Here is an 18795-nt window from a genome sequence, read left to right as displayed (position 1 = left end):
AACGCCACCGACAACGGCAACGAAGGCACCGGAGAGTCGGAGAAGAAAGCAGCTTGACACAGCAGAACGCCCCGGTGCTCGATGAGCGCCGGGGCGTTCTCACGTCTTCTGGCGATGCCTCACCCTGCCCCGACATACCCCTCAGAGGTATCAGCCGCGGGGCAGCAGCACGGTAGCCAGCAGTGCCCGATGATCGCTGTCTGGGACTGTCACGGTTTCAGTCGATACCGCGGTGGCGTCGCGTGTCAGCACGTGCTCGATTCCCATGAAGGGGGCCCTTCGGCGCTCTGGCGAAGGGCGTTGAAATTTGACTTTGCGGGGGCGTTCATTAGTAGCGAGGACCAAAACGCCCCGGCACTCTTGAGCGCTGGGGCGTTGTCGGGTTCGGGTAACGTCAGCTAATTCGAACCTCAGGCTTCAGATAGGTGACCAGGCTGACGTCGATGGACTCGTCGACGAAGTAGTACTGGCACCCCTTGAGGTACTTCATGTACCGGTTGTAGTTCTCCTCGTCGGTGGCGGCGATCGCCTCGTTCTTGTGGTTCTCCAGGGCGGCCGCCCAGATCCCGAGGGTCTTGATGTAGTGATTGCGCAGCGACAGCGTCTCGGGCACGACGAAGCCAGCCTTTTCGCCGCGCTCGACCATCATCTTGGTGCTCGGGATCCGGCCACCGGGGAAGATCTCGGTGATCATGAACTTGATGAACCGGGCCATCTCGAACGTCAACTTCTTGCCGCGCGCCAGCAGATCGTCGGGGTGAAAGCCGACGCTGCTCTGAATGGTCATGCGGCCGTCGTCGGGCAGGATGTCGAAGCAGGTCTTGAAGAAGTCGTCGTAGCGCTCGAAGCCGAAGTGCTCGAAGGCCTCGATCGACACGATCCTGTCGACCGGGCTGTGGAACTGCTCCCAACCCTCCAGCCGCACGTCGAAGGTGCGCGTGGTGTCGAGCTTGCTCAGCAGCTGCTGGCAGTACGCCTGCTGGTTCTTGCTGAGGGTGAGCCCGATGACGTTGACGTCGTACTTCTCCATCGCGCGCTGCAGCGTCAGTCCCCAGCCGCAACCGACCTCCAGCAGTGTCTGTCCTGGCTTGAGGTCCAGGCGCTCGAGGTGCTGATCCACGTTCGCGATCTGCGCCTCGGACAGCGTGGCATCCGGTCCGGTGAAGTAGGCGCAGCTGTACTTGCGCGTCGGGTCCTGGAACACCCCGAAGAAGTCGTCCGACAGGTCGTAGTGAGCCTGGATGTCCTCGAAATGAGGAGTCATGTCCTTGGTGCCAATGGAGTTGTCAGACATATTTTCCCTGGTAGGCCTTTCTTCATCAAGACGCCGACGTCGTCGCTCGCGTAGCAAGACCGCTTGTGACCGCACCCTACGTGGCCGGAGCCCAAGAATTGGGCAACTAGCCGTCTACCCTAGCGTTTTGCGCGGCTTATACCCCAATTCCACCTGTCACCTTCGCAAACGTGAACTGGTTCACCTCGGCCTGTCTCTGGGCGAAGAGCTTCGCGCACCCCGTCAGGTAGTGCAGGTAGCGGTCGTAGACCTCCTGCGACTGCAGTGCGACGGCCTCGTCCCTGCGGGCGCTCAGCGTCTCGGCCCAGATGTCCAGGGTGCGGGCGTAGTGAGGTTGCAGCGACTGCGTCCGGGTGAGGGTGAAACCGGCCTTCGCGGCCATCGGACCGACCATCTCTGCCTTGCACAACTCACCGCCGGGAAAGATCTCGGTCATGAGGAACTTCACGAACCGGAACAGCTCCATCGTGAGCGGCACGCCGTTCGCCCTGGCGTACTCCATCGATATCCCACAGATGGTGTGCAGCAGCATCACACCGTCGTCGGGCAGCACTCGGTAGGCCATCGCGAAGAATTCGTCGTACCGGTCGTAGCCGAAGTGCTCGAAGGCGCCGATCGAGACGATCCGGTCGACCGGTTCGTCGAACTGCTCCCAACCTTTGAGCAGCACGCGCTTGGAACGGGGGCTGACGGATTCAGCGAACATCTTCTCGACGTGCGCGTGCTGGTTCTCGCTGAGAGTCAGGCCGACGATGTTGACGTCGTAACGCTCCAACGCCCGCATCATCGTGGCGCCCCAGCCGCACCCGATGTCGAGCAGCGTCATCCCCGGCTGCAAGCCGAGCTTGCCCAGCGCCAGGTCCATCTTGGCGAACTGCGCTTCTTCGAGTGTCATGTCGTCGCGCTCGAAGTAGGCACAGCTGTACGTCTGCGTCCGGTCCAGGAACAACCGGTAGAAGTCGTCTGACAGGTCGTAGTGCGATTGCACGTCGTCGAAGTGGGGAACGAGGTCGGCCATGTACGGCCCGCCTTCCGGATTTCGTAGGTGGAAACCCGGTGGTCTTGAGGTTCCTAGGTCAACGCCGATGCGCTGTCGCGGATGCTACGGGTGGCACATCCACTCGCCGAGGTATTACTTGGTCAGCGTGAACTGGCAGACGTCGATGTAGCCCTCGTGGAAGCCCTTGGCGCATCCGGTGAGGTAGCGCATGTAGCGGTCGTACACCTCTTCGGACTGGACCGCGATGGCCTCGTCCCTGTGAGCCTCCAACGCGGCCGACCAGGTGTCCAGCGTCCTGGCGTAGTGCTTCTGCAGCGACTGGGTCCTGGTGAGCTCGAAGCCGGCCCTCGTCGCATACTCACCCGCCATCTCGGTGGTCGGCAGGTAACCGCCAGGGAAGATCTCGGTGAGGATGAACTTCACGAACCGCGCGATCGAGAACGTCAGCGGCAGCCCGGCCGCGGTCATCTGCGGAAGCGTGAGCGCGGTGATCGTGTGGAGCAGCATGACTCCGTCGTCCGGCAGCGCCTTGTACGCCATCGTGAAGAAGTCGTCCCAGCGATCCTTGCCGAAGTGCTCGAACGCGCCGATCGAGACGATGCGGTCGACCGGCTCGTCGAACTGCTCCCAACCGTCGAGCAGCACGCGCTTGGAACGGGAGCTGTCGTGCTCGGCGAACGCGCTCTCGACGTGTGCCTTCTGATTCTCGCTGAGGGTGAGGCCGATGACGTTGACGTCGTACTTCTCGATGGCCCGCATCAGGGTGGAGCCCCAGCCGCAGCCGACGTCGAGCAGCGTCATTCCGGGCTCGAGGCCCAGCTTGCCCAGCGCGAGGTCGACCTTGGCGACCTGGGCTTCCTCCAGCGTCATGTCATCGCGTTGGAAGTAGGCGCAACTGTAGGTCTGGGTCGGGTCGAGAAAAAGGCGGAAGAAATCGTCCGACAGGTCGTAGTGAGCCTGGACGTCCTCGAAGTGTGGCTTGAGGCCACCCTTCTTACGGGTAGTCGACATAGTCGGAAATGCCTTTCTTGGCTGATCAGTGGCTCGGCGTCGTCGCCGATGACTCGCCAAGCCCCGTGATGCGCTCAACCGCGCACTCTACGCCGTCCATCGTGCCAGCCGAATTCGCAGCGCGCCGACGTCGCCCCCCGTTGCGATCGCCTCACGGGACTTCAGCAAACGTGGTCTTGAGCTCGCCGACGATGTCGTCCCACAGTGCCTCGGGCAGATCGTGCGCCATGCCGTCGAACAACACCAGCCGTGACCTGCGGATTGCCTTGGCGACGGCGCGGCCGCCGGAGGGGCGCATCAGCTTGTCGGCCCTGCCGTGGATCACCACGGTCGGTGCGGTGATCTGCTTGTCGTACCCCAGCAGGCTGCCGCTCCCAAGAATCGCGGCGAAATGCCGACCGATCCCAGCCGGGTAGTACGACCGGTTGTAGCCCTCCTCGGCCTCGGCGATCCGCTGCTCCTCGGGCACCGGGTAGCCGGGGCTGCCGATGATCTTGCCGACGCGCACCGAGTTGGCGATGACCGCCTCGCGCGAGGTGTCCTTGGGGCGAGTCGTCACGGCGCGCAGCTGCTTGGGTCCCGGCGGCGGAAGCAGCGCCTGATTGTTGCTCGAGAAGATGACCGCGAGCGTCTTGGTGCGCTCCTGATACCGGGCGGCGAAGACTTGCGCGATCATCCCGCCCATCGACCCGCCGACGATGTGAGCCTTCTCGATCTGCAGGTGATCGAGCAGGGCGGCGGCGTCGTCGGCCATGTTCTCGAGCGTGTAGACCGCTTCACTGCGCAGCCCCAGTGTGGACCGCACCATCCGCGGAAACAGTTTCGCGCCGGTGTGCTTCCCCTCGACCTTGCCCGACAGGCCAATGTCGCGGTTGTCGTAACGGATGACGCGCAATCCCTGGTTGATCAGTCGCTCGCAGAAACCCGTGCGCCACAACAGCAGTTGCGCGCCCAGGCCCATGATCAACAGGACAGCCGGATCTCCTGCGTCGCCCATGTCCTCGTAGTAGATGTCGAGGTCACCCGAGCGGGCGGTGCCGGTGCGGACGTCCAACGTTCAATCCTCCAGCTCGTCGGAATGCTCGCGGCTGACCTCGACCATGAAGTTGGCGAAGTATCCGGTCAGCTGCGGGTCGGTCATCATCTGCCACTTCGGTGCCAGCAGCTTCATGTAGCGCTCGACGTAGAGGAACTGCTTGCCGATCAATACCAGCTCGCGGGGCAGCTTGACGTCGTAGGCCTCGGCCAGCGTCGAGAGCTGCTTGCCGATCTCGGCGTAGGACAGGTCACCCAGCGACGTCATCGTCAGTGGTGTGGCAAATGCCTCGAGGTCCCTCGCGGCCTCGCCTTCGGGCTTCACGTTGCCGACGGCCCCCATGAGGACGACGATCTTGCCCGCCGCGGCGTGGTCCTTCTTGACCAGCAGGGCGTACACCAGCTCGCGCAGCAGCCAGCGGGTGCGCGGGTCGACGCGGCCCATGATCCCGAAGTCGAAGAAGACGATCTTGCCGTCGTCGTCGACGTAGAGGTTGCCCGCGTGCAGGTCGCCGTGGAACAGCCCGTGGCGCAGGCCGCCCTCGAAGACGCTGAACAGCAGCGCCTTAACCAGTTCGGTGCCGTCGAACCCGGCCTTGCGGATCGCGGCCGCGTCGTCGATGCGCACGCCCTGGATGCGTTCCATCGTCAGCACGCGCTCGCTCGTCAGGTCCCAGTACACCTGGGGCACCCGGATGTTCTTGCCCAGTGGCGACGCATGCATGTGCGCCACCCAGGCATCCATCGACTGTGCCTCGAGGCGGAAGTCGAGCTCCTCGGCGAGGTTGTCGGCGAAGTCGGCGACGACGTCCCGCGCCGAGAGCCGGCGGCCCATCTTCGCGAGCTCGACGAATTGCGCCCAGCGCTTGAGGATCTGCAGGTCGGCGGCGACGCGTCTGCGGATGCCGGGTCGTTGGATCTTGACCACGACCTCCTCGCCCGAGTGCAGCGTCGCGTAGTGGACCTGCGCGATCGACGCCGAGGCGAACGGCTCCTCATCGAACGACTTGAACAGGTTCGCGGGGTCGTCGCCGAGCTCTTCCTTGAACAGCTCGTGCACTTCGGCGGTGTCGGCGGGCGGCACGCGGTCGAGCAGGCTGCGGAACTCCTTCGACATCGGCTCGCCGAAGGCGCCGGGGCTCGAGGCGATGATCTGGCCGAACTTGACGTAGGTGGGGCCCAGATCCGCAAATGCCTGGGGGATCTGCCGGATGATCTTCTGCTGGAGGGACCCCCGGCCGACGAGGTTGCTGACGACCCGTGCGCCGGTGCGGGTGAGCTGCCATCCCGTCACGCCGATGCGGGCAGCTTCGACCGGCAACGGGACCCGGTCCAGCCGGGCTACCTCGCGGTGCTTGGTGGTTGTCATAACTGCAGTCTCTCAAAGGTGGCCGGCGGGTGGAAACTTCGTGTGCCCCCGGTCACAGCTCTGGTTACGCCTGCGACCAGAGTTCCGAACGTAGGCTGGCGATGTGACGAGTCCGACCAGGTGGGCAGGCGTCCCGCTGGCCGACCGCCGCGTGGAGCGGCGGGGTCTGCTGATCGCGGCCGCGTTCACACTGTTCGGCGATGGTGGCGAGGCCGCGGTCTCGGTGCGCTCGGTGTGCCGGCAGTGTGAACTCAACACCCGTTACTTCTACGAGAGCTTCGCCGACGTCGACGAGCTCTTCGGCGCGATCTACGACGACGTCAGCGTCCAGCTCGCCGAGGCGGTCGAAACCGCGATGGACGGCGCCGGGACGTCCGTGGCAGCCCGGATCCGCACCGGAATGGCCGCCGTCCTGCGCTTCACCTCGGCCGATCCCAGGCGAGGGCGGCTTCTGGTCGCCGACGGACGCACGAATCCCGTGCTCGCCGCCCGCCGGTCGGCCGCCCAGGCGCGCCTGCTCGAATCGGTGGTGGCGGAGGACGACCGCATCCGTCCCGGTTCGGATCCCGTGTTGGCGCGTGTCGGCGCCGCCATGTACACGGGCGCCATGGCCGAGCTCGCCCAACAGTGGCTCGCCGGGACCCTCGGTTCCGACCTCGACGTCGTCGTCGACCACGCGCTGAAGCTGGTGCTGGGAGACAAGCGCTCGACCTAAGACGCCGGGAAGTTCTCCACCATTGCGTCCACCACGGGCCGCCAGACCGGCTCGGGCAGATCGTGCCCCATGCCGTCCACCACGACGAACCGCGCCCCGTCGATGATGCGAGCGAGGCTGCGGCCGTTGCGGATTCGCACCATCGGATCGTGCGAGCCGTGAACGACGATGGTCGGCGCGGCGATGCGACGGGTGAACCGCAGCAGGCTGCCGGTGCCGAGGATCGCGTCGAACTGGCGCAGGCCACCCTGCGGATAGTCGCTGCGCGCGGTGAGCGTCTCGACGCGATGGCGCAGCTGCTCCTCGGTCGGCAGGAAGTTGGGGCCGTTGATCACCGCGATGTTGCGCACCTCGAACGCGACCTTGGCCGCTCGCGGCGCGTCCTTGGCAGGCGGATTGAACGCCAGCCTGATCACCCGCCACCGCGGCAGCGCCGACAGCGGCCTGCCCGAACTGGTCATCAGCAGAGCCAGGGAACTGACCCGGTCGGGGTGGCCGCCCGCCAGGATCTGGGCGATCATGCCGCCCATCGACGCACCGACGACGTGCGCGCGGTCGATCTCGAGGTGGTCGAGCAGGCTCCTCGCGTCGTCGGCGAGGTCGATGAGCGTGTACGGCACCGGGCTCGACCTGCCGAGCAGATAGCGCCCGATGCGGGGCAGTACGGCGCCCGCGGCGCGCTGCCCGCGCATCTTGGTCGACAGGCCGGTGTCGCGGTGGTCGAACCGGATCACCCGAAAACCCCGCGCCACCAACAGTTCACAGAAGCCGTCAGGCCACATGGGCAGCTGCGCGCCGGCGCCCATGATCAGGAGGACGGGCGGCGCGTCGACGTCGCCGAGATCCTCGTAGAACAGCTCGACGCGCTCGGAACCGGAGCCGCCGATCGCCGTTCCGCTGCGCGTGTGCATCACCCATTTGTACCGGGCGACGGATCAGCCCACCGCCACCGGCTTCCACGGCGTGAGCCAGTCCGTCTCCAGCCAACCCTCGAGGCCAGCCAGCAGCTCGTAGAGCGTGGCGCCGTCGATGCTCTCCCTGATGACGTCGCCCTGCCCGGCGTGGCGAGCCAATTCCTCGATCACGTGGAACAGAACCCAGCGGACCGACCACGCCTCGACGTCCTTCGGGAACCACGGCGCGTCCCGCGGCACGGGCACTGCCGCGTCGAAGTCGGCGGTCTCGACCAGTCGCAGGGTCTCGGCGTTCTGTGCCTCGAGGTGGTCGACCAGCTCGGCGAGTGTCTCGTCGTCCCTCATCAGGAACTGGTCGGCGTACTCCGCCTGCCGCTCGTCGGCCGGACGGTCGTCGGCGGGCGGCGCCTCCGGGGCGGCGGCGACCCGCAGCATCCAACTGCGCTGGCAGCCGGTGACGTGCTTGATCAGCGTGCCGATCGAGAAGGCGCTGACCGTCGGTGTCGCGCGCGCCTGGTCGTCGGTCAGCCCGAAGGCCAGTGCGCGATAGGCGTAGTTCTGCTGAAACAGGTAGTCGCGAATGGCCTGGCGCTCATCGGCGACGGGAGGGGGCATGGCTGGCATGGTCAGTTCTCCTTAGGTGAGGGTGGAGTGGGCGTAAAGGTCTCGTAGCAAGGCGATCTCGGCGCCGTGGTGAATCACCTCTCGATTGATGTGCAGGACCAGGACGATCATCGGCTCGTCGGCGAAGCCGCCCTCGGCGGGGCCGACCGGCTTGGCGAGATCGGCGGCCGACAGCTTTCGGACGCCGGACATCCAGGCGGCGTATGCGTCGTCGAGCTGCCGCAGTGCCGTCGCGGCGTCGGTCGCGTAGTTCCAGGTCTCGTAGTCGGCGGGCGGCCCGTCGAAGTGAGAGTGGGCGCGCATCGCCAGAACGCCGACGATCACGTGGGCCAGCCGCCATGCGATCGTGGTGACCGGCTCGGGCCGGGGCGGGGGATAGGCGAAGTCGATCCCGGGTCGCTTCGCTCCTGCGCGCCGGACGGTCCAACAGCCCGGCACCGGCTCCCAGAAGTATTCGCCGTCGGTGAGACCGTCGAGCCGCGGGCGCAGCTGGTGCTGCCAATGCCAGTCGAGCTGATCGGCCAGATGAGAGGTCGGGTCGGTCGTCTGCGTGCTCATGGAACCACCATCTCAGTTCTTTAGGACAGCATCGGTCCTAAGAGTCGGGCAGACTCTTGGCATGTCCGAAACGACCAGCCGGGTCCTGCAGCTGCTCGGCCTGTTGCAGTCGCGCCGGGTGTGGAGCGGTGAAGAGCTCTCCGAACGCCTCGGCGTGACGGGCCGCAGCGTCCGCCGCGACGTCGAACGACTGCGCGACCTCGGCTACCCCGTGCACGCCAGCAAGGGGCACGGCGGCGGCTACCGGTTGGGAGCCGGCGCGGCGTTGCCGCCGCTGCTCCTCGATCCCGACGAGGCCGTCGCGGTGGCCGTGTGCCTACGCGTCGCGGCGGGCGGCAGCGTGGCGGGCGTGGGTGAGTCCGCGCTACGCGCTCTGTCCAAGCTCGACCAGGTGATGCCGTCACGGCTGCGCTCGCAGGTGGCAGCGGTGCACGACGCCACGGTGACGCTGACGTCCGGTCAGTCCGATACGCCCGTCGAACCGGACGTCCTGATGACACTGGCGCGCGCCAGCCGCGACCACGAGCACGTGGCCGCCGGCTATGTCGACATTCGCGGCATCGGCACCCAACGACGTCTCGAGCCCTATCAGCTGGTGACGACGGGCCGGCGGTGGTACCTGCTCTGCTACGACCGGGACCGCCACGACTGGCGCACGCTGCGGCTGGACCGGATGGCCGACGTCCGCGCCCTCGGCAGCACCTTCACGCCGCGGGAGGCGCCCGACGCGGCGACCTACGTACAGCGCGCGATCACCGCGTCGGTGTACCGCTACGTCGCACGGGTGCGCTATCACGCGTCGCAAGAGGTTGTGGCACAGATGTTCTCGGAGGCATCGGTCGAGATCGAGCCAGACGGAGACGACGCGTGCATCGTCACCGCAGGCGCCGACGAGCCCGAACGGATGGTGCCATGGCTGGCCATGCCGGGAATCGACTTCGAGGTGCTCGAACCACCCGAGGTCGCCGCCGCGGTGCGAGACGTGGCCGAGCGGCTCCTTCGCGCGGGTAACGGTCAAACCGGGGGATCGTCGAGCGCGCGCACGTAGGGTGACGGGATGCACGTCACCTCGGCGGAGTCGACGGAGCTGTTCACCGGCCCACCCGACGAGCCCCTCCAGATGGTGCGGGTGTCGTACCGATTCTGTTCCAGGGCCACCACGGTGCGCGTCGAGGGGCCCGGTCTCGAGACGGTCGGCGCGGTGCATGCCATGCCCCGGGGTCGGGTGGTCGAAGTGCCGGTGCGGGTGATGGACCCGGTGATTGGCGACCGGCGGCGGGCGCAGGTGGTCGTCGGCCGGACCAGCACCGAATTCGAGTTCACCGTCGCCGAGCCCGGCTGGACGATGCACATGGTCAGCCACTTTCACTACGACCCCGTGTGGTGGAACACCCAGGCCTCCTATACCAGTGTGTGGACCGAGGATCCGCCGGGTCGCTGCAGGCAGACCAACGGATTCGAGCTCGTCAATGCTCACCTCGAAATGGCAAGGCGGGAACCGGTATACAAGTTCGTGCTCGCCGAGGTTGACTACCTCAAGCCGTACTGGGACACCAACCCGGAAGACCGTGACGATCTGCGCAGGCTCGTCGCCGACGGCCGCGTGGAGATCATGGGCGGCACCTACAACGAGCCGAACACCAACCTCACCAGCCCCGAGACGGCGATCCGAAACTTCGTCCACGGCATCGGCTTTCAACGCGATGTGATGGGGGCCGATCCGGCGACGGCCTGGCAGCTCGACGTGTTCGGCCATGATCCGCAGTTCCCCGGCATGGCGGCGGACGCCGGCCTGACGTCGAGCTCGTGGGCGCGCGGCCCGTACCACCAGTGGGGTCCGATGGCAGGCGGCGGGGACCCCGAGCGCATGCAGTTCGCCAGCGAATTCGAGTGGATGGCGCCGTCCGGCCGCGGCCTGCTGACCCACTACATGCCGGCCCACTACGCGGCGGGCTGGTGGATGGACTCGTCGGCCTCGCTGGAGGACGCCGAGCACGCGACATACGACCTGTTCTCGAAGATGAAGAAGGTCGCGCTGACCCGCAACGTGCTTCTGCCCGTAGGGACCGACTACACGCCGCCAAACAAGTGGGTCACCGAGATCCACCGCGACTGGAACGAGCGATACACCTGGCCCCGGTTCGTCTGCGCGGTTCCGCGTGAGTTCTTCGCCGCGGTACGGGCCGAACTCGACGAGAGCGGAGCGAAGGCGTCACCCCAGACCCGTGACATGAATCCGATCTACACGGGCAAGGACGTCTCCTACATCGACACCAAGCAGGCCAACCGTGCGGCCGAGAACGCCGTGTTGGAGGCCGAGCGCTTCGCCGTCTTCGCCGGGTTGCTCGCCGGTGCGCCGTACCCGGAGGCCGCGCTGGCCAAGGCATGGGTGCAGCTGGCCTACGGTGCCCATCACGACGCCATCACCGGCTCGGAGTCCGATCAGGTGTACCTCGACCTGCTCACCAGTTGGCGTGATGCATGGGAGTTGGGGCGGGAGGCGCGCGACACCGCGCTGAGTCTTCTCTCCACCGCGGTCGAGGGTTCGGTGGTCGTGTGGAATCCGCTGGCGCACAGCAGAACAGACGTGGTGACCGTGCGGCTCGACGAGCCGTTCGATGGGGCGGTCCTCGACGCGGATGGCAACGCGGTCCCGGTGCTCGCCGAACACGACGGACATTCGATCAGCTGGCTCGCCCGCGACGTGCCGTCACTGGGGTGGCGGTCCTACCGCTACGTCTCGGGCGACGGCCCGACGGGTTGGGAGCCGTTGGCGGGTGCGGAGATCGGCAACGAACGCTACCGGCTGCGCGTCGACCCGGCGCGCGGTGGCGGGGTGTCGTCGCTGATCGTCGACGGCCGCGAGTTGATCGCGGCCGGACGCGTGGGCAACGAGCTCGCCGTCTACGACGAGTACTCCGCGCACCCCAAGGCGGGGGAGGGCCCCTGGCATCTGCTGCCCAAGGGCCCGGTCACGACGTCATCAAGCGAACCCGCCACGTCGGTGCGGTGTTACCGCAGCCCACTGGGCGAGCGCATCGTCGTGACCGGCCACGTCCGGCGCCTGCTGACCTACACCCAGACCGTCACGCTGTGGCACGGCGTCGACCGCGTGGACTGCCGCACCGCGGTCGACGAGTTCACCGGGGAGGACCGGCTGCTGCGGCTGCGCTGGCCGTGCCCCGTGCCGGGCGCCATGCCCGTCAGCGAGGTCGGTGATGCGGTGATCGGTCGCGGCTTCGGCCTGGCGCACGACCGCGACTCGACGAAAGCCGTTGACACCGCGAAGCATCCGTACACACTCGACAACCCTGCCTACGGGTGGTTCGGGCTGTCGTCGATGGTGCGGGTGCGGTTCCTCCGGAGGGCAGGAGCGCAGCGACCGGGGAGTGGGTTCCGGAGGGCAGGAGCGCAGCGACCCGGGAGTGGGTTTCGGAGGGCAGGAGCGCAGCGACCCGGGAGTGGGATCCGGAGGGCAGGAGCGCAGCGACCGGGGAATGCGTTCGCCGACTCGGGTGTCCGCGCGATCTCGGTGGCCGAGGTGATCTCGCCCGGTGGCGACGCGGATCCCTTGGTCCGGGACCTGATGGTGGCGCTGGCGCGGGCAGGCGTCACCGCCACCGCCACCAGTGCCGAGGCGGCCCGCTACGGAGACCTCACCGTCGACTCGAACCTGCCCGACGTGCGGATCGCCATCGGTGGACCGGAGGTGAACGCCTTCACCGCCACGGTGCTCGACGGTCGGGAATCGTCGAATGCCGTTGAACGCACGTGGATTCCCGCCGCCAGCCCCCTCAGGGACGTGTGGGTGCCCGGTGCTGATCTGCGCGGCGTCCTGGCACTGCCCATCCTGGTGATCGACGGCGCAGACGGCGCGACGCTCGAGACCGCCGTGGCAGCGCTGGTCGACGATCTGGTCGACGGCGAGATCGTCGTCGACCAGGATGCTCCCGGTGATCTCGAGGACTTCGAGGCGCGCACCGTCGCCGTATTCAATCGCGGTGTACCCAGCTTCGCCGTCGACTCCGACGGAACCCTGCACACGTCGCTCATGAGGTCATGCACCGGCTGGCCGTCCGGCACGTGGATCGACCCGCCGCGACGTACCGCGCCGGACGGGTCGAACTTTCAACTTCAACACTGGACGCATTCCTTCGACTACGCGCTGGCATCCGGGGACGGGGACTGGCGCGTCGCCGACATACCCGCCCGCAGTGCCGAGTTCAGCCAACCGCTGCTCGCGGTCGGCGCGCGACACGATGCGGCCGCAGGCGGGCTACCGGCGTGGGGATCGCTCTTCGAAGTCGAGCCGGCCCGCGAGGTGGCACTCGGCGCGCTGAAGGTCCTGGGCAACCCGATCGCCGGAGGAAGCGGGCGAGGGGTCGACGCGAAAGACGGCATCGCATTCCGTCTTGTCGAAACACGGGGCAGGACAACGGAGGTCGTCGTCGGCTCAGGATTGCGCAACTTGGCGTCGCCGCAGCGGCTGGATTTGCTCGAGCAACCCATCGCCGGCGACGACCGTGGACTGACGCTGCACGGCTACGAGATCGCCACGTTCGGAGCGCAACTCAACCTGCCACGCGTCCTCGACGCCGACGGCACCACGCTGGCCCCCGATGCCGAACCGGCCCAACCGCTCTACGCCAGGTACTGGCTGCACAACCGCGGCCCCGCCCCTCTCGGTGGACTGCCCGCTGTCGCGCACCTGCACCCCCACCAGCTGGCCGTCGACCCCGCCTCGCCGGTGCAGCTGCAACTCACCGCGGTCAGCGACGTCACCGACGTGCCACTGCACGGCAAGGTGCGGCTGATCTGCCCGCCCGGGTGGAAGGTGGCGATCGACGAGCTGCCGTTCATGCTGCCGCCGGGTGAGTTCCTGGAGTCGATCGTCGACCTCGTGATGCCGCCGGACACCGCGGCGGGCCTCTACCCGTTGCGCGCCGAACTCGGGGTGACGGGCAGCGCCATCCCGGCGTCGTGGCGTCAGGAGGTCGAGGACGTGTGCGTGATCGCGGTCGGGGCGACCGACGACCGGGTGCTGCGGCTGATCACAGATCCCGACCCCGTCGAGGTGACCCCCGGTGAAGTGGCGACGATCGCCGTTACCGTCGGCACCGACGCTCGTGCCGACCTCGCCGTCGAGGCCCACCTCATCAGCCCGTGGGGAACGTGGGAGTGGATGGGGCCCAACATCATCGGAGCGGACCTCCCCGCTCGAGGCACGGTCGTGCTGGAGTTCGACGTGGCGCCGCCCGCCTGGGTGGAACCCGGCGAGTGGTGGGCGCTGATTCGCGTCGCATGTGCGGGCGAGCTGGCGTACTCACCCGCGGTGAAGGTGGTGGTGCGATGACGTCGGTGGCGGCGACGGTGGGTGACGCGGTGGTGCTCGTCAGCGAGGTCGACGCGAGCGAGGAACACCTGCGCTCGTCGCGACTGGCGAGTGCGCTGCCGCGGCCGGGGACCAGCGAGGGACGGCAGCTGCGACGCTGGCTGACGCAGGTCCTCGTCACGGCACGGGTCGTGTCGGCCGAGGCGCAGGCGCTCGGGCTGACGGTCGACGGTGCACCGACGGAGGACGAACTCCTTCCGGACGTGGCGGCGCGGCTGGAGATCGGCAGCGTCGCGGCATCGGCACTCGAGGAGGCCGTCGCCAGAGCACTCTTCGTACACGTCACCGCCCGCGTCGAGGTCAGTGCCGACGAGGTCGCGGACTACCACCGCCGCAACCCCTTTCGCTTCGCGGCGCGCACTACGGGAGTCGGCGGGTGGCTCGGCGGCCCCGTCGCGATGTCGTTCGACGAGGTGCGTACGGACATCGCCGAACATCTCCTCGTGACGGGTCGGCGCCGCGAGTTCCGCAGATGGCTGGACGCGCGGCGCGCGCAGCTGGTGGAGCTGGCCCCTGGCTACGAGCATCCTGGAGATCCCCGCCAACCCGACAACACCCACGAGCACTGATGATTGCAACAACCCCCATTCGCTTCGCTCGCCCCCGCAAGCGGGGGCACCCCCAGCGCCGAACATCGACTCTCGCGCTCGACGTCGGCGGCACCAAGATCGCCGCCGGGCTCGTCGACGCCGACGGAACCCTGATCCACCACGCGCAGCAACCGACTCCGGACACGGGCGCGGAGGCGATCTGGTCGGTCGCCGAGACGCTGCTCGCCAACGCGCTGGCAGCCGCTCCCGGTGCCGTGCTTGGGGTGGGCATCGCGTCTGCGGGCCCCATCGACCTACCGAGCGGAACCGTCAGCCCGATCAACATCACCGAGTGGCAACGCTTTCCGATCGTCGACCGGGTGAGGGCCAGCACCGGACTGCCCGTGCGGCTCGGCGGCGATGGAGTGTGCATGGCCATGGGCGAGCGATGGCACGGGGCGGGGCGCGACGCGCAGTTCCTGCTCGGCATGGTGGTGTCGACGGGCATCGGCGGCGGATTGGTGCTCGACGGCGCTCCCTACGATGGACGTACCGGAAACGCCGGGCACGTGGGCCACGTCGTCGTCGAGCCCGACGGTGCACCCTGCACCTGCGGCGGCCGTGGCTGCGTCGAGACCGTCGCGTCGGGCACGCACCTCGCGCGGTGGGCGTACGAGAATGGTTGGGACGCGGCGCCCGGCGCCGACGCGAAGGACCTTGCCGACGCCGCGAATCGCGGTGATCCGGTTGCGCTGCAGGCATTCCGGCGTGCAACGACTGCACTGGCCATGACGATCGCCTCGGTCGCCGCGGTCTGCGACCTCGACCTCGTGGTCATCGGCGGGGGAGTCGCCAAGTCGGGTGCGTTGTTGTTCGATCCGCTCCGCGAGGCGCTATCGACCTACGCGGGCTTGGACTTCATCCGCGGTTTGCGAGTGGTGCCCGCAGAGCTCGGCGGTGATGCGGGCCTGGTCGGCGCCGCGGCCCTGTTCAACGCTTGACCGCGGATCTAGATTGTGGAGGTCGGGATGCGAATCTTCGTCACGGGTGGGACCGGAGCGATCGGCCGCGACGCGGTGCCCGCACTGGTCCGGGCCGGGCATACGGTAGCGGCGCTGGCCCGGTCTGACGTCGCTGCCGACGAACTGCGTTGCGAGGGCGCGAATCCCGTCGAAGTGTCGATCTTCGACCGTGATGGCTTGTCGACGGCGTTCACCGGCTGCGACGTGGTGATCAACCTGGCCAGCGCGCTACCGCTCACCTCGCTGACGCGGTCGTTGCGCGTGAGCAACGCGTCATTCCGGTCTGCCACCTCCTGGCGGCCACGCTTCCCTAGTGCCAGAGAGGGTTACGTGGCGACGGCTGCGGGCTGACGCCGTTTGCCTTGAGAAGTCTTTCTCTCCATGTGCTTTCGACCCCACCCGCAGAGGACCTCCAACGCCGGCGCCAAGGTCATGCCGTAGTCCGAGATGGAGTAGTGCACGCAGGGTGGCACCGTCTGCGCGTCGTGGCGGTCGAGGATTTCCGCATCGACGAGTTCGTGGAGATGGCGGATCAGCATGCGCTCGGTGATGTCGGGGATACTGCGGCGGAGTTCGGCCGTGCGCATCGGGCCGTCGAGCAGCCGCCAGAGGATGGTTCCCTTCCACCGGCCGTCGATCACGGTCAGCGCGGTGTCGATCGGACACTCGTTGACGCCCTTCTTCGACACCGCCACAATCGCTCCCATGCTGCCAAATTTGTCAGTACCTTGTTTTGTGTCAGCGTAGCCAGCAGGCTCGACGACATGAAGGAAATCCTCGAAATCGTCGAAATCGTCGCGGTGGTGGTCGCGGGCCCGCTGGTCGGCGTTGAGTTCGGGGTGGCCGCGTTCACCATTCCGATCGTCGCCAAACTGCCGGACGGCTCGTTTCGGCAGTTCCGCAGCGGTGGCGGCCGCCTCCTGGGTGCGGTCATGCCGTTCTGGTACGTCGGCACTCTGGTGCTGTTGATCGCCGCGGCCGTGCTGTCGAAGAGCACCCCGGTGATCGGCTCGGTTGTGCTGATGGGGGCGGCGGTGCTGCTCACCGTGACGACGCTGGTGCCGATCAACAACCGGATCGTAAAATGGGCCACCGACGCCGACGTCTCCCGTGATCTCGCCCGCCGGTGGGATCGGCTGCACTGGGTGCGGGTGGCATTGCTCACCGTGATGTGGGTTCTTCTGGTGGTGGCTTGACCCTGCGAACAGCCCCCCGCGAGCAGACGCAAATGTGCGCGACGCGCCGCAGAAATAGACATATTTGCGTCTGCTCGCGGAGAAGTAGTGGTGCGTTTTGGCTGATCGGGAGGTGGCGCGCTATCCTTTCCGTTGTTCCACCGAAGACCGTCGGTCACCGAGAAATCGGTTGAAGGTCCGGGAAGACCCCGGGCGGCCCACGCAGGAGGACGAGGCATCATCGCTGGCGCGTGCCAGCGGATCTTCACGCCCCGGCCGCACTGCGCCGGGGCGTTCGTCGTTTCCAGACCATTCAGCCGGGATTTCGAACAGTGTCCGCCGGACCCAACCTAGATAGGAGGCATGCATGGCCAAAGCTGAGAAGGCCACCGCCGTTGCCGACATCGCCGAGCAGTTCAAGGAGTCGACCGCCACGGTCGTCACCGAGTACCGCGGGCTCACGGTGGCCAACCTTGCCGAGCTGCGCAAGTCCCTCGGAAGCTCCGCCACGTACTCGGTCGCCAAGAACACCCTGGTAAAGCGCGCTGCCTCCGCAGCAGGTGTGAAGGGCCTGGACGAACTGTTCACCGGTCCGACCGCCATCGCGTTCATCAAGGGTGAGCCCGTCGACGCCGCCAAGGCGATCAAGAACTTCGCCAAGGACAACAAGGCCCTGATCGTCAAGGGCGGCTACATGGACGGCAAGGCGCTGTCAGTGGACGAGGTCAACCGCATCGCGGACCTCGAGTCGCGCGAGGTGCTGCTGGCCAAGCTGGCCGGAGCGATGAAGGCCAAGACGAGCCAGGCCGCGGCGCTGTTCGCTGCCCCGGCATCGCAGGTCGCCCGCCTTGTCTTCGCGTTGCAGGAGAAGAGGGCTGCCGAAGAAGGCGCCGGTGCCGGCCCCGCCGCAGAAGTAGAGGCACCAGAAGCAGAAGCACCATCGGACGCCTCGGCACCTGCCGAGTAGACCACCCAAACACCACCACAGACCCAAGCAAGATATTCAAGATATTTAGGAAGGACCACACAATGGCCAAGCTCAGCACCGAAGACCTGCTCGACGCGTTCAAGGAACTGACCCTGTTGGAGCTCTCTGAGTTCGTCAAGGCGTTCGAGGAGACCTTCGACGTCACCGCCGCCGCGCCGGTTGCCGTTGCAGCCGCCCCGGGTGCAGCCGCCCCCGCCGAGGCCGCCGAGGAGCAGTCGGAGTTCGACGTCGTCCTCGAGGGCGCCGGCGAGAAGAAGATCGGCGTCATCAAGGTCGTCCGTGAGATCGTCTCCGGCCTTGGTCTCAAGGAGGCCAAGGACCTCGTCGACAGCGCCCCCAAGCCGTTGCTCGAGAAGGTCAACAAGGACGTCGCCGACGACGCCAAGGCCAAGCTCGAGGCCGCTGGCGCGACGGTCACCGTCAAGTAGTAGTTCTGCACGCAAAGGCCCTCGGGAATCCCGGGGGCCTTTTGCGTTGCTTCACGACCATCCGGGCGGACGCGGCGAGCCGTCCGATGATGGCCACCGTGCGTCTCCCACAGCGTGTACCGATGGGGGTTCCACGGCAACTCGGCGCCGGCACCTGCGAAAACGAGCAGACTGTGACCCGTGTTTGCCTCCCCGGCCGGGTGGCACAATGGCGGTAGGGCCGATGGCGAGTGCGCTACAGTGACTCAAGCCACAGGCGGGTGTGTCTGTGTGGCGGGCAAAGGCACTGGCGGAAGGATCGCGCGTGGGCATCGGTATTCAGGTTGAGGGACTGACCAAGTCCTTCGGGCCCCAGCGAATTTGGGAGGACGTGACGTTCGACATTCCTCCTGGCGAGGTCAGCGTGCTGCTGGGTCCGTCCGGTACCGGTAAGTCGGTGTTCTTGAAGTCCCTGATCGGTCTCCTGCGTCCCGAGCGCGGCAAGATCATCGTCGACGGCACCAACATCATCGAGTGCTCCGCCAAGGAGCTCTACGAGATCCGCACCCTGTTCGGGGTGATGTTCCAGGACGGTGCGCTGTTCGGCTCGATGAGCCTGTACGACAACACCGCTTTCCCGCTTCGTGAGCACACGAAGAAGAAGGAATCCGAGATCCGTCAGATCGTGATGGAGAAGCTCGACCTGGTCGGCCTGACCGGGGATGAGACCAAGTTCCCCGGTGAGATCTCCGGCGGTATGC

The 18795-nt window shown here is 67.0% G+C and carries 19 protein-coding genes; 10 read left to right on the top strand and 9 right to left on the bottom strand.

Annotation, left to right across the window (positions count from 1 at the left end):
• Positions 1-394 precede the first annotated feature (394 nt).
• The 5 genes from QOI01_RS24175 to QOI01_RS24155 form a co-directional block, all read right to left on the bottom strand.
• Positions 395-1294, bottom strand: coding sequence for a cyclopropane mycolic acid synthase family methyltransferase (locus tag QOI01_RS24175; protein WP_526385463.1), 900 nt, complete (start codon positions 1292-1294; stop codon positions 395-397).
• 136 nt (positions 1295-1430) lie between these two features.
• The gene (locus QOI01_RS24170) at positions 1431-2312 is read right to left on the bottom strand and encodes a cyclopropane mycolic acid synthase family methyltransferase (protein ID WP_526385461.1); all 882 of its coding nucleotides are present in this window, start codon (positions 2310-2312) and stop codon (positions 1431-1433) included.
• A gap of 114 nt (positions 2313-2426) precedes the next feature.
• A complete protein-coding gene (locus QOI01_RS24165) occupies positions 2427-3305 on the bottom strand; it encodes a cyclopropane mycolic acid synthase family methyltransferase (protein WP_526385459.1) in 879 nt (292 codons plus the stop codon).
• Positions 3306-3456: 151 nt separating this feature from the next.
• Complete coding sequence (locus QOI01_RS24160) at positions 3457-4359, bottom strand: alpha/beta fold hydrolase (protein WP_526385457.1); 903 nt, start codon at positions 4357-4359, stop codon at positions 3457-3459.
• A 3-nt stretch (positions 4360-4362) separates the two neighbouring features.
• Entirely contained in the window at positions 4363-5709 is a 1347-nt protein-coding gene (locus tag QOI01_RS24155; protein ID WP_526385455.1) for an ABC1 kinase family protein, read from the bottom strand.
• Positions 5710-5812: 103 nt separating this feature from the next.
• Between QOI01_RS24155 and QOI01_RS24150 the strand changes: the two genes are divergently transcribed.
• Positions 5813-6424 (top strand): TetR/AcrR family transcriptional regulator, encoded by a 612-nt coding sequence (locus QOI01_RS24150; protein WP_526385453.1) that lies wholly within the window; start codon positions 5813-5815, stop codon positions 6422-6424.
• Here the strand turns inward: QOI01_RS24150 and QOI01_RS24145 are convergent.
• The 3 genes from QOI01_RS24145 to QOI01_RS24135 are packed head-to-tail and all read right to left on the bottom strand — an operon-like array spanning position 6421 to position 8520.
• A complete protein-coding gene (locus QOI01_RS24145; protein WP_526385451.1) occupies positions 6421-7335 on the bottom strand; it encodes an alpha/beta fold hydrolase in 915 nt (304 codons plus the stop codon). The two genes, QOI01_RS24150 and QOI01_RS24145, sit on opposite strands and share 4 nt — an antisense overlap.
• A gap of 24 nt (positions 7336-7359) precedes the next feature.
• Positions 7360-7962, bottom strand: coding sequence for a DinB family protein (locus QOI01_RS24140; protein WP_526385449.1), 603 nt, complete (start codon positions 7960-7962; stop codon positions 7360-7362).
• A gap of 12 nt (positions 7963-7974) precedes the next feature.
• Complete coding sequence (locus QOI01_RS24135; protein WP_526385447.1) at positions 7975-8520, bottom strand: DinB family protein; 546 nt, start codon at positions 8518-8520, stop codon at positions 7975-7977.
• Between the two features lie 61 nt (positions 8521-8581).
• Between QOI01_RS24135 and QOI01_RS24130 the strand changes: the two genes are divergently transcribed.
• From QOI01_RS24130 to QOI01_RS24110, 5 genes are read left to right on the top strand one after another with little or no spacing between them, the layout of a single operon-like run.
• Positions 8582-9568 (top strand): helix-turn-helix transcriptional regulator, encoded by a 987-nt coding sequence (locus QOI01_RS24130; protein ID WP_526385445.1) that lies wholly within the window; start codon positions 8582-8584, stop codon positions 9566-9568.
• A 9-nt stretch (positions 9569-9577) separates the two neighbouring features.
• Positions 9578-13873: a glycoside hydrolase family 38 N-terminal domain-containing protein gene (locus QOI01_RS24125; RefSeq protein ID WP_526385443.1), complete on the top strand. Its 4296-nt coding sequence runs from the start codon at positions 9578-9580 to the stop codon at positions 13871-13873.
• Entirely contained in the window at positions 13780-14481 is a 702-nt protein-coding gene (locus tag QOI01_RS24120; RefSeq protein WP_526385465.1) for a DUF7158 domain-containing protein, read from the top strand. Before QOI01_RS24125 ends, QOI01_RS24120 begins: the two co-directional genes overlap by 94 nt.
• Complete coding sequence (locus QOI01_RS24115) at positions 14481-15443, top strand: ROK family protein (protein WP_526385441.1); 963 nt, start codon at positions 14481-14483, stop codon at positions 15441-15443. Before QOI01_RS24120 ends, QOI01_RS24115 begins: the two co-directional genes overlap by 1 nt.
• A 27-nt stretch (positions 15444-15470) precedes the next feature.
• Positions 15471-15815: an SDR family oxidoreductase gene (locus tag QOI01_RS24110; RefSeq protein WP_526385439.1), complete on the top strand. Its 345-nt coding sequence runs from the start codon at positions 15471-15473 to the stop codon at positions 15813-15815.
• Here QOI01_RS24110 and QOI01_RS24105 read toward each other — a convergent pair.
• Positions 15791-16171, bottom strand: coding sequence for a winged helix-turn-helix transcriptional regulator (locus QOI01_RS24105; RefSeq protein ID WP_526385437.1), 381 nt, complete (start codon positions 16169-16171; stop codon positions 15791-15793). The two genes, QOI01_RS24110 and QOI01_RS24105, sit on opposite strands and share 25 nt — an antisense overlap.
• 57 nt (positions 16172-16228) lie before the next feature.
• Between QOI01_RS24105 and QOI01_RS24100 the strand changes: the two genes are divergently transcribed.
• From QOI01_RS24100 to QOI01_RS24085, 4 genes are all read left to right on the top strand, one after another.
• Positions 16229-16660, top strand: a complete 432-nt coding sequence (locus QOI01_RS24100; protein ID WP_526385435.1) for an anthrone oxygenase family protein — start codon at positions 16229-16231, stop codon at positions 16658-16660.
• A gap of 346 nt (positions 16661-17006) precedes the next feature.
• On the top strand, positions 17007-17606 hold the full coding sequence (gene rplJ / locus QOI01_RS24095; RefSeq protein ID WP_526385433.1) for a 50S ribosomal protein L10: 600 nt from the start codon (positions 17007-17009) through the stop codon (positions 17604-17606).
• A 62-nt stretch (positions 17607-17668) separates the two neighbouring features.
• Positions 17669-18055: a 50S ribosomal protein L7/L12 gene (rplL, locus tag QOI01_RS24090; protein ID WP_526385431.1), complete on the top strand. Its 387-nt coding sequence runs from the start codon at positions 17669-17671 to the stop codon at positions 18053-18055.
• 304 nt (positions 18056-18359) lie between these two features.
• A partial coding sequence (locus QOI01_RS24085) for an ABC transporter ATP-binding protein (protein ID WP_526385429.1) occupies positions 18360-18795 on the top strand: 436 nt, incomplete at its 3' end.

Source organism: Mycobacterium sp. (genome assembly GCF_032162605.1).
GTDB lineage: Bacteria > Actinomycetota > Actinomycetes > Mycobacteriales > Mycobacteriaceae > Mycobacterium.
This window is presented reverse-complemented; position numbering and strand designations above follow the sequence as displayed.

Excerpts from the sequence above, each read along its gene's own strand:
- QOI01_RS24145 (WP_526385451.1), bottom strand. The coding sequence starts at position 7,335 with ATGCACACGCGCAGCGGAACGGCGATCGGCGGCTCCGGTTCCGAGCGC.
- QOI01_RS24175 (WP_526385463.1), bottom strand. The coding sequence starts at position 1,294 with ATGTCTGACAACTCCATTGGCACCAAGGACATGACTCCTCATTTCGAG.
- rplJ (WP_526385433.1), top strand. The coding sequence starts at position 17,007 with ATGGCCAAAGCTGAGAAGGCCACCGCCGTTGCCGACATCGCCGAGCAG.
- QOI01_RS24100 (WP_526385435.1), top strand. The coding sequence starts at position 16,229 with ATGAAGGAAATCCTCGAAATCGTCGAAATCGTCGCGGTGGTGGTCGCG.
- QOI01_RS24135 (WP_526385447.1), bottom strand. The coding sequence starts at position 8,520 with ATGAGCACGCAGACGACCGACCCGACCTCTCATCTGGCCGATCAGCTC.
- QOI01_RS24105 (WP_526385437.1), bottom strand. The coding sequence starts at position 16,171 with ATGGGAGCGATTGTGGCGGTGTCGAAGAAGGGCGTCAACGAGTGTCCG.
- QOI01_RS24155 (WP_526385455.1), bottom strand. The coding sequence starts at position 5,709 with ATGACAACCACCAAGCACCGCGAGGTAGCCCGGCTGGACCGGGTCCCG.
- QOI01_RS24110 (WP_526385439.1), top strand. The coding sequence starts at position 15,471 with ATGCGAATCTTCGTCACGGGTGGGACCGGAGCGATCGGCCGCGACGCG.
- QOI01_RS24165 (WP_526385459.1), bottom strand. The coding sequence starts at position 3,305 with ATGTCGACTACCCGTAAGAAGGGTGGCCTCAAGCCACACTTCGAGGAC.
- QOI01_RS24115 (WP_526385441.1), top strand. The coding sequence starts at position 14,481 with ATGATTGCAACAACCCCCATTCGCTTCGCTCGCCCCCGCAAGCGGGGG.
- rplL (WP_526385431.1), top strand. The coding sequence starts at position 17,669 with ATGGCCAAGCTCAGCACCGAAGACCTGCTCGACGCGTTCAAGGAACTG.
- QOI01_RS24125 (WP_526385443.1), top strand. The coding sequence starts at position 9,578 with ATGCACGTCACCTCGGCGGAGTCGACGGAGCTGTTCACCGGCCCACCC.
- QOI01_RS24140 (WP_526385449.1), bottom strand. The coding sequence starts at position 7,962 with ATGCCAGCCATGCCCCCTCCCGTCGCCGATGAGCGCCAGGCCATTCGC.
- QOI01_RS24170 (WP_526385461.1), bottom strand. The coding sequence starts at position 2,312 with ATGGCCGACCTCGTTCCCCACTTCGACGACGTGCAATCGCACTACGAC.
- QOI01_RS24130 (WP_526385445.1), top strand. The coding sequence starts at position 8,582 with ATGTCCGAAACGACCAGCCGGGTCCTGCAGCTGCTCGGCCTGTTGCAG.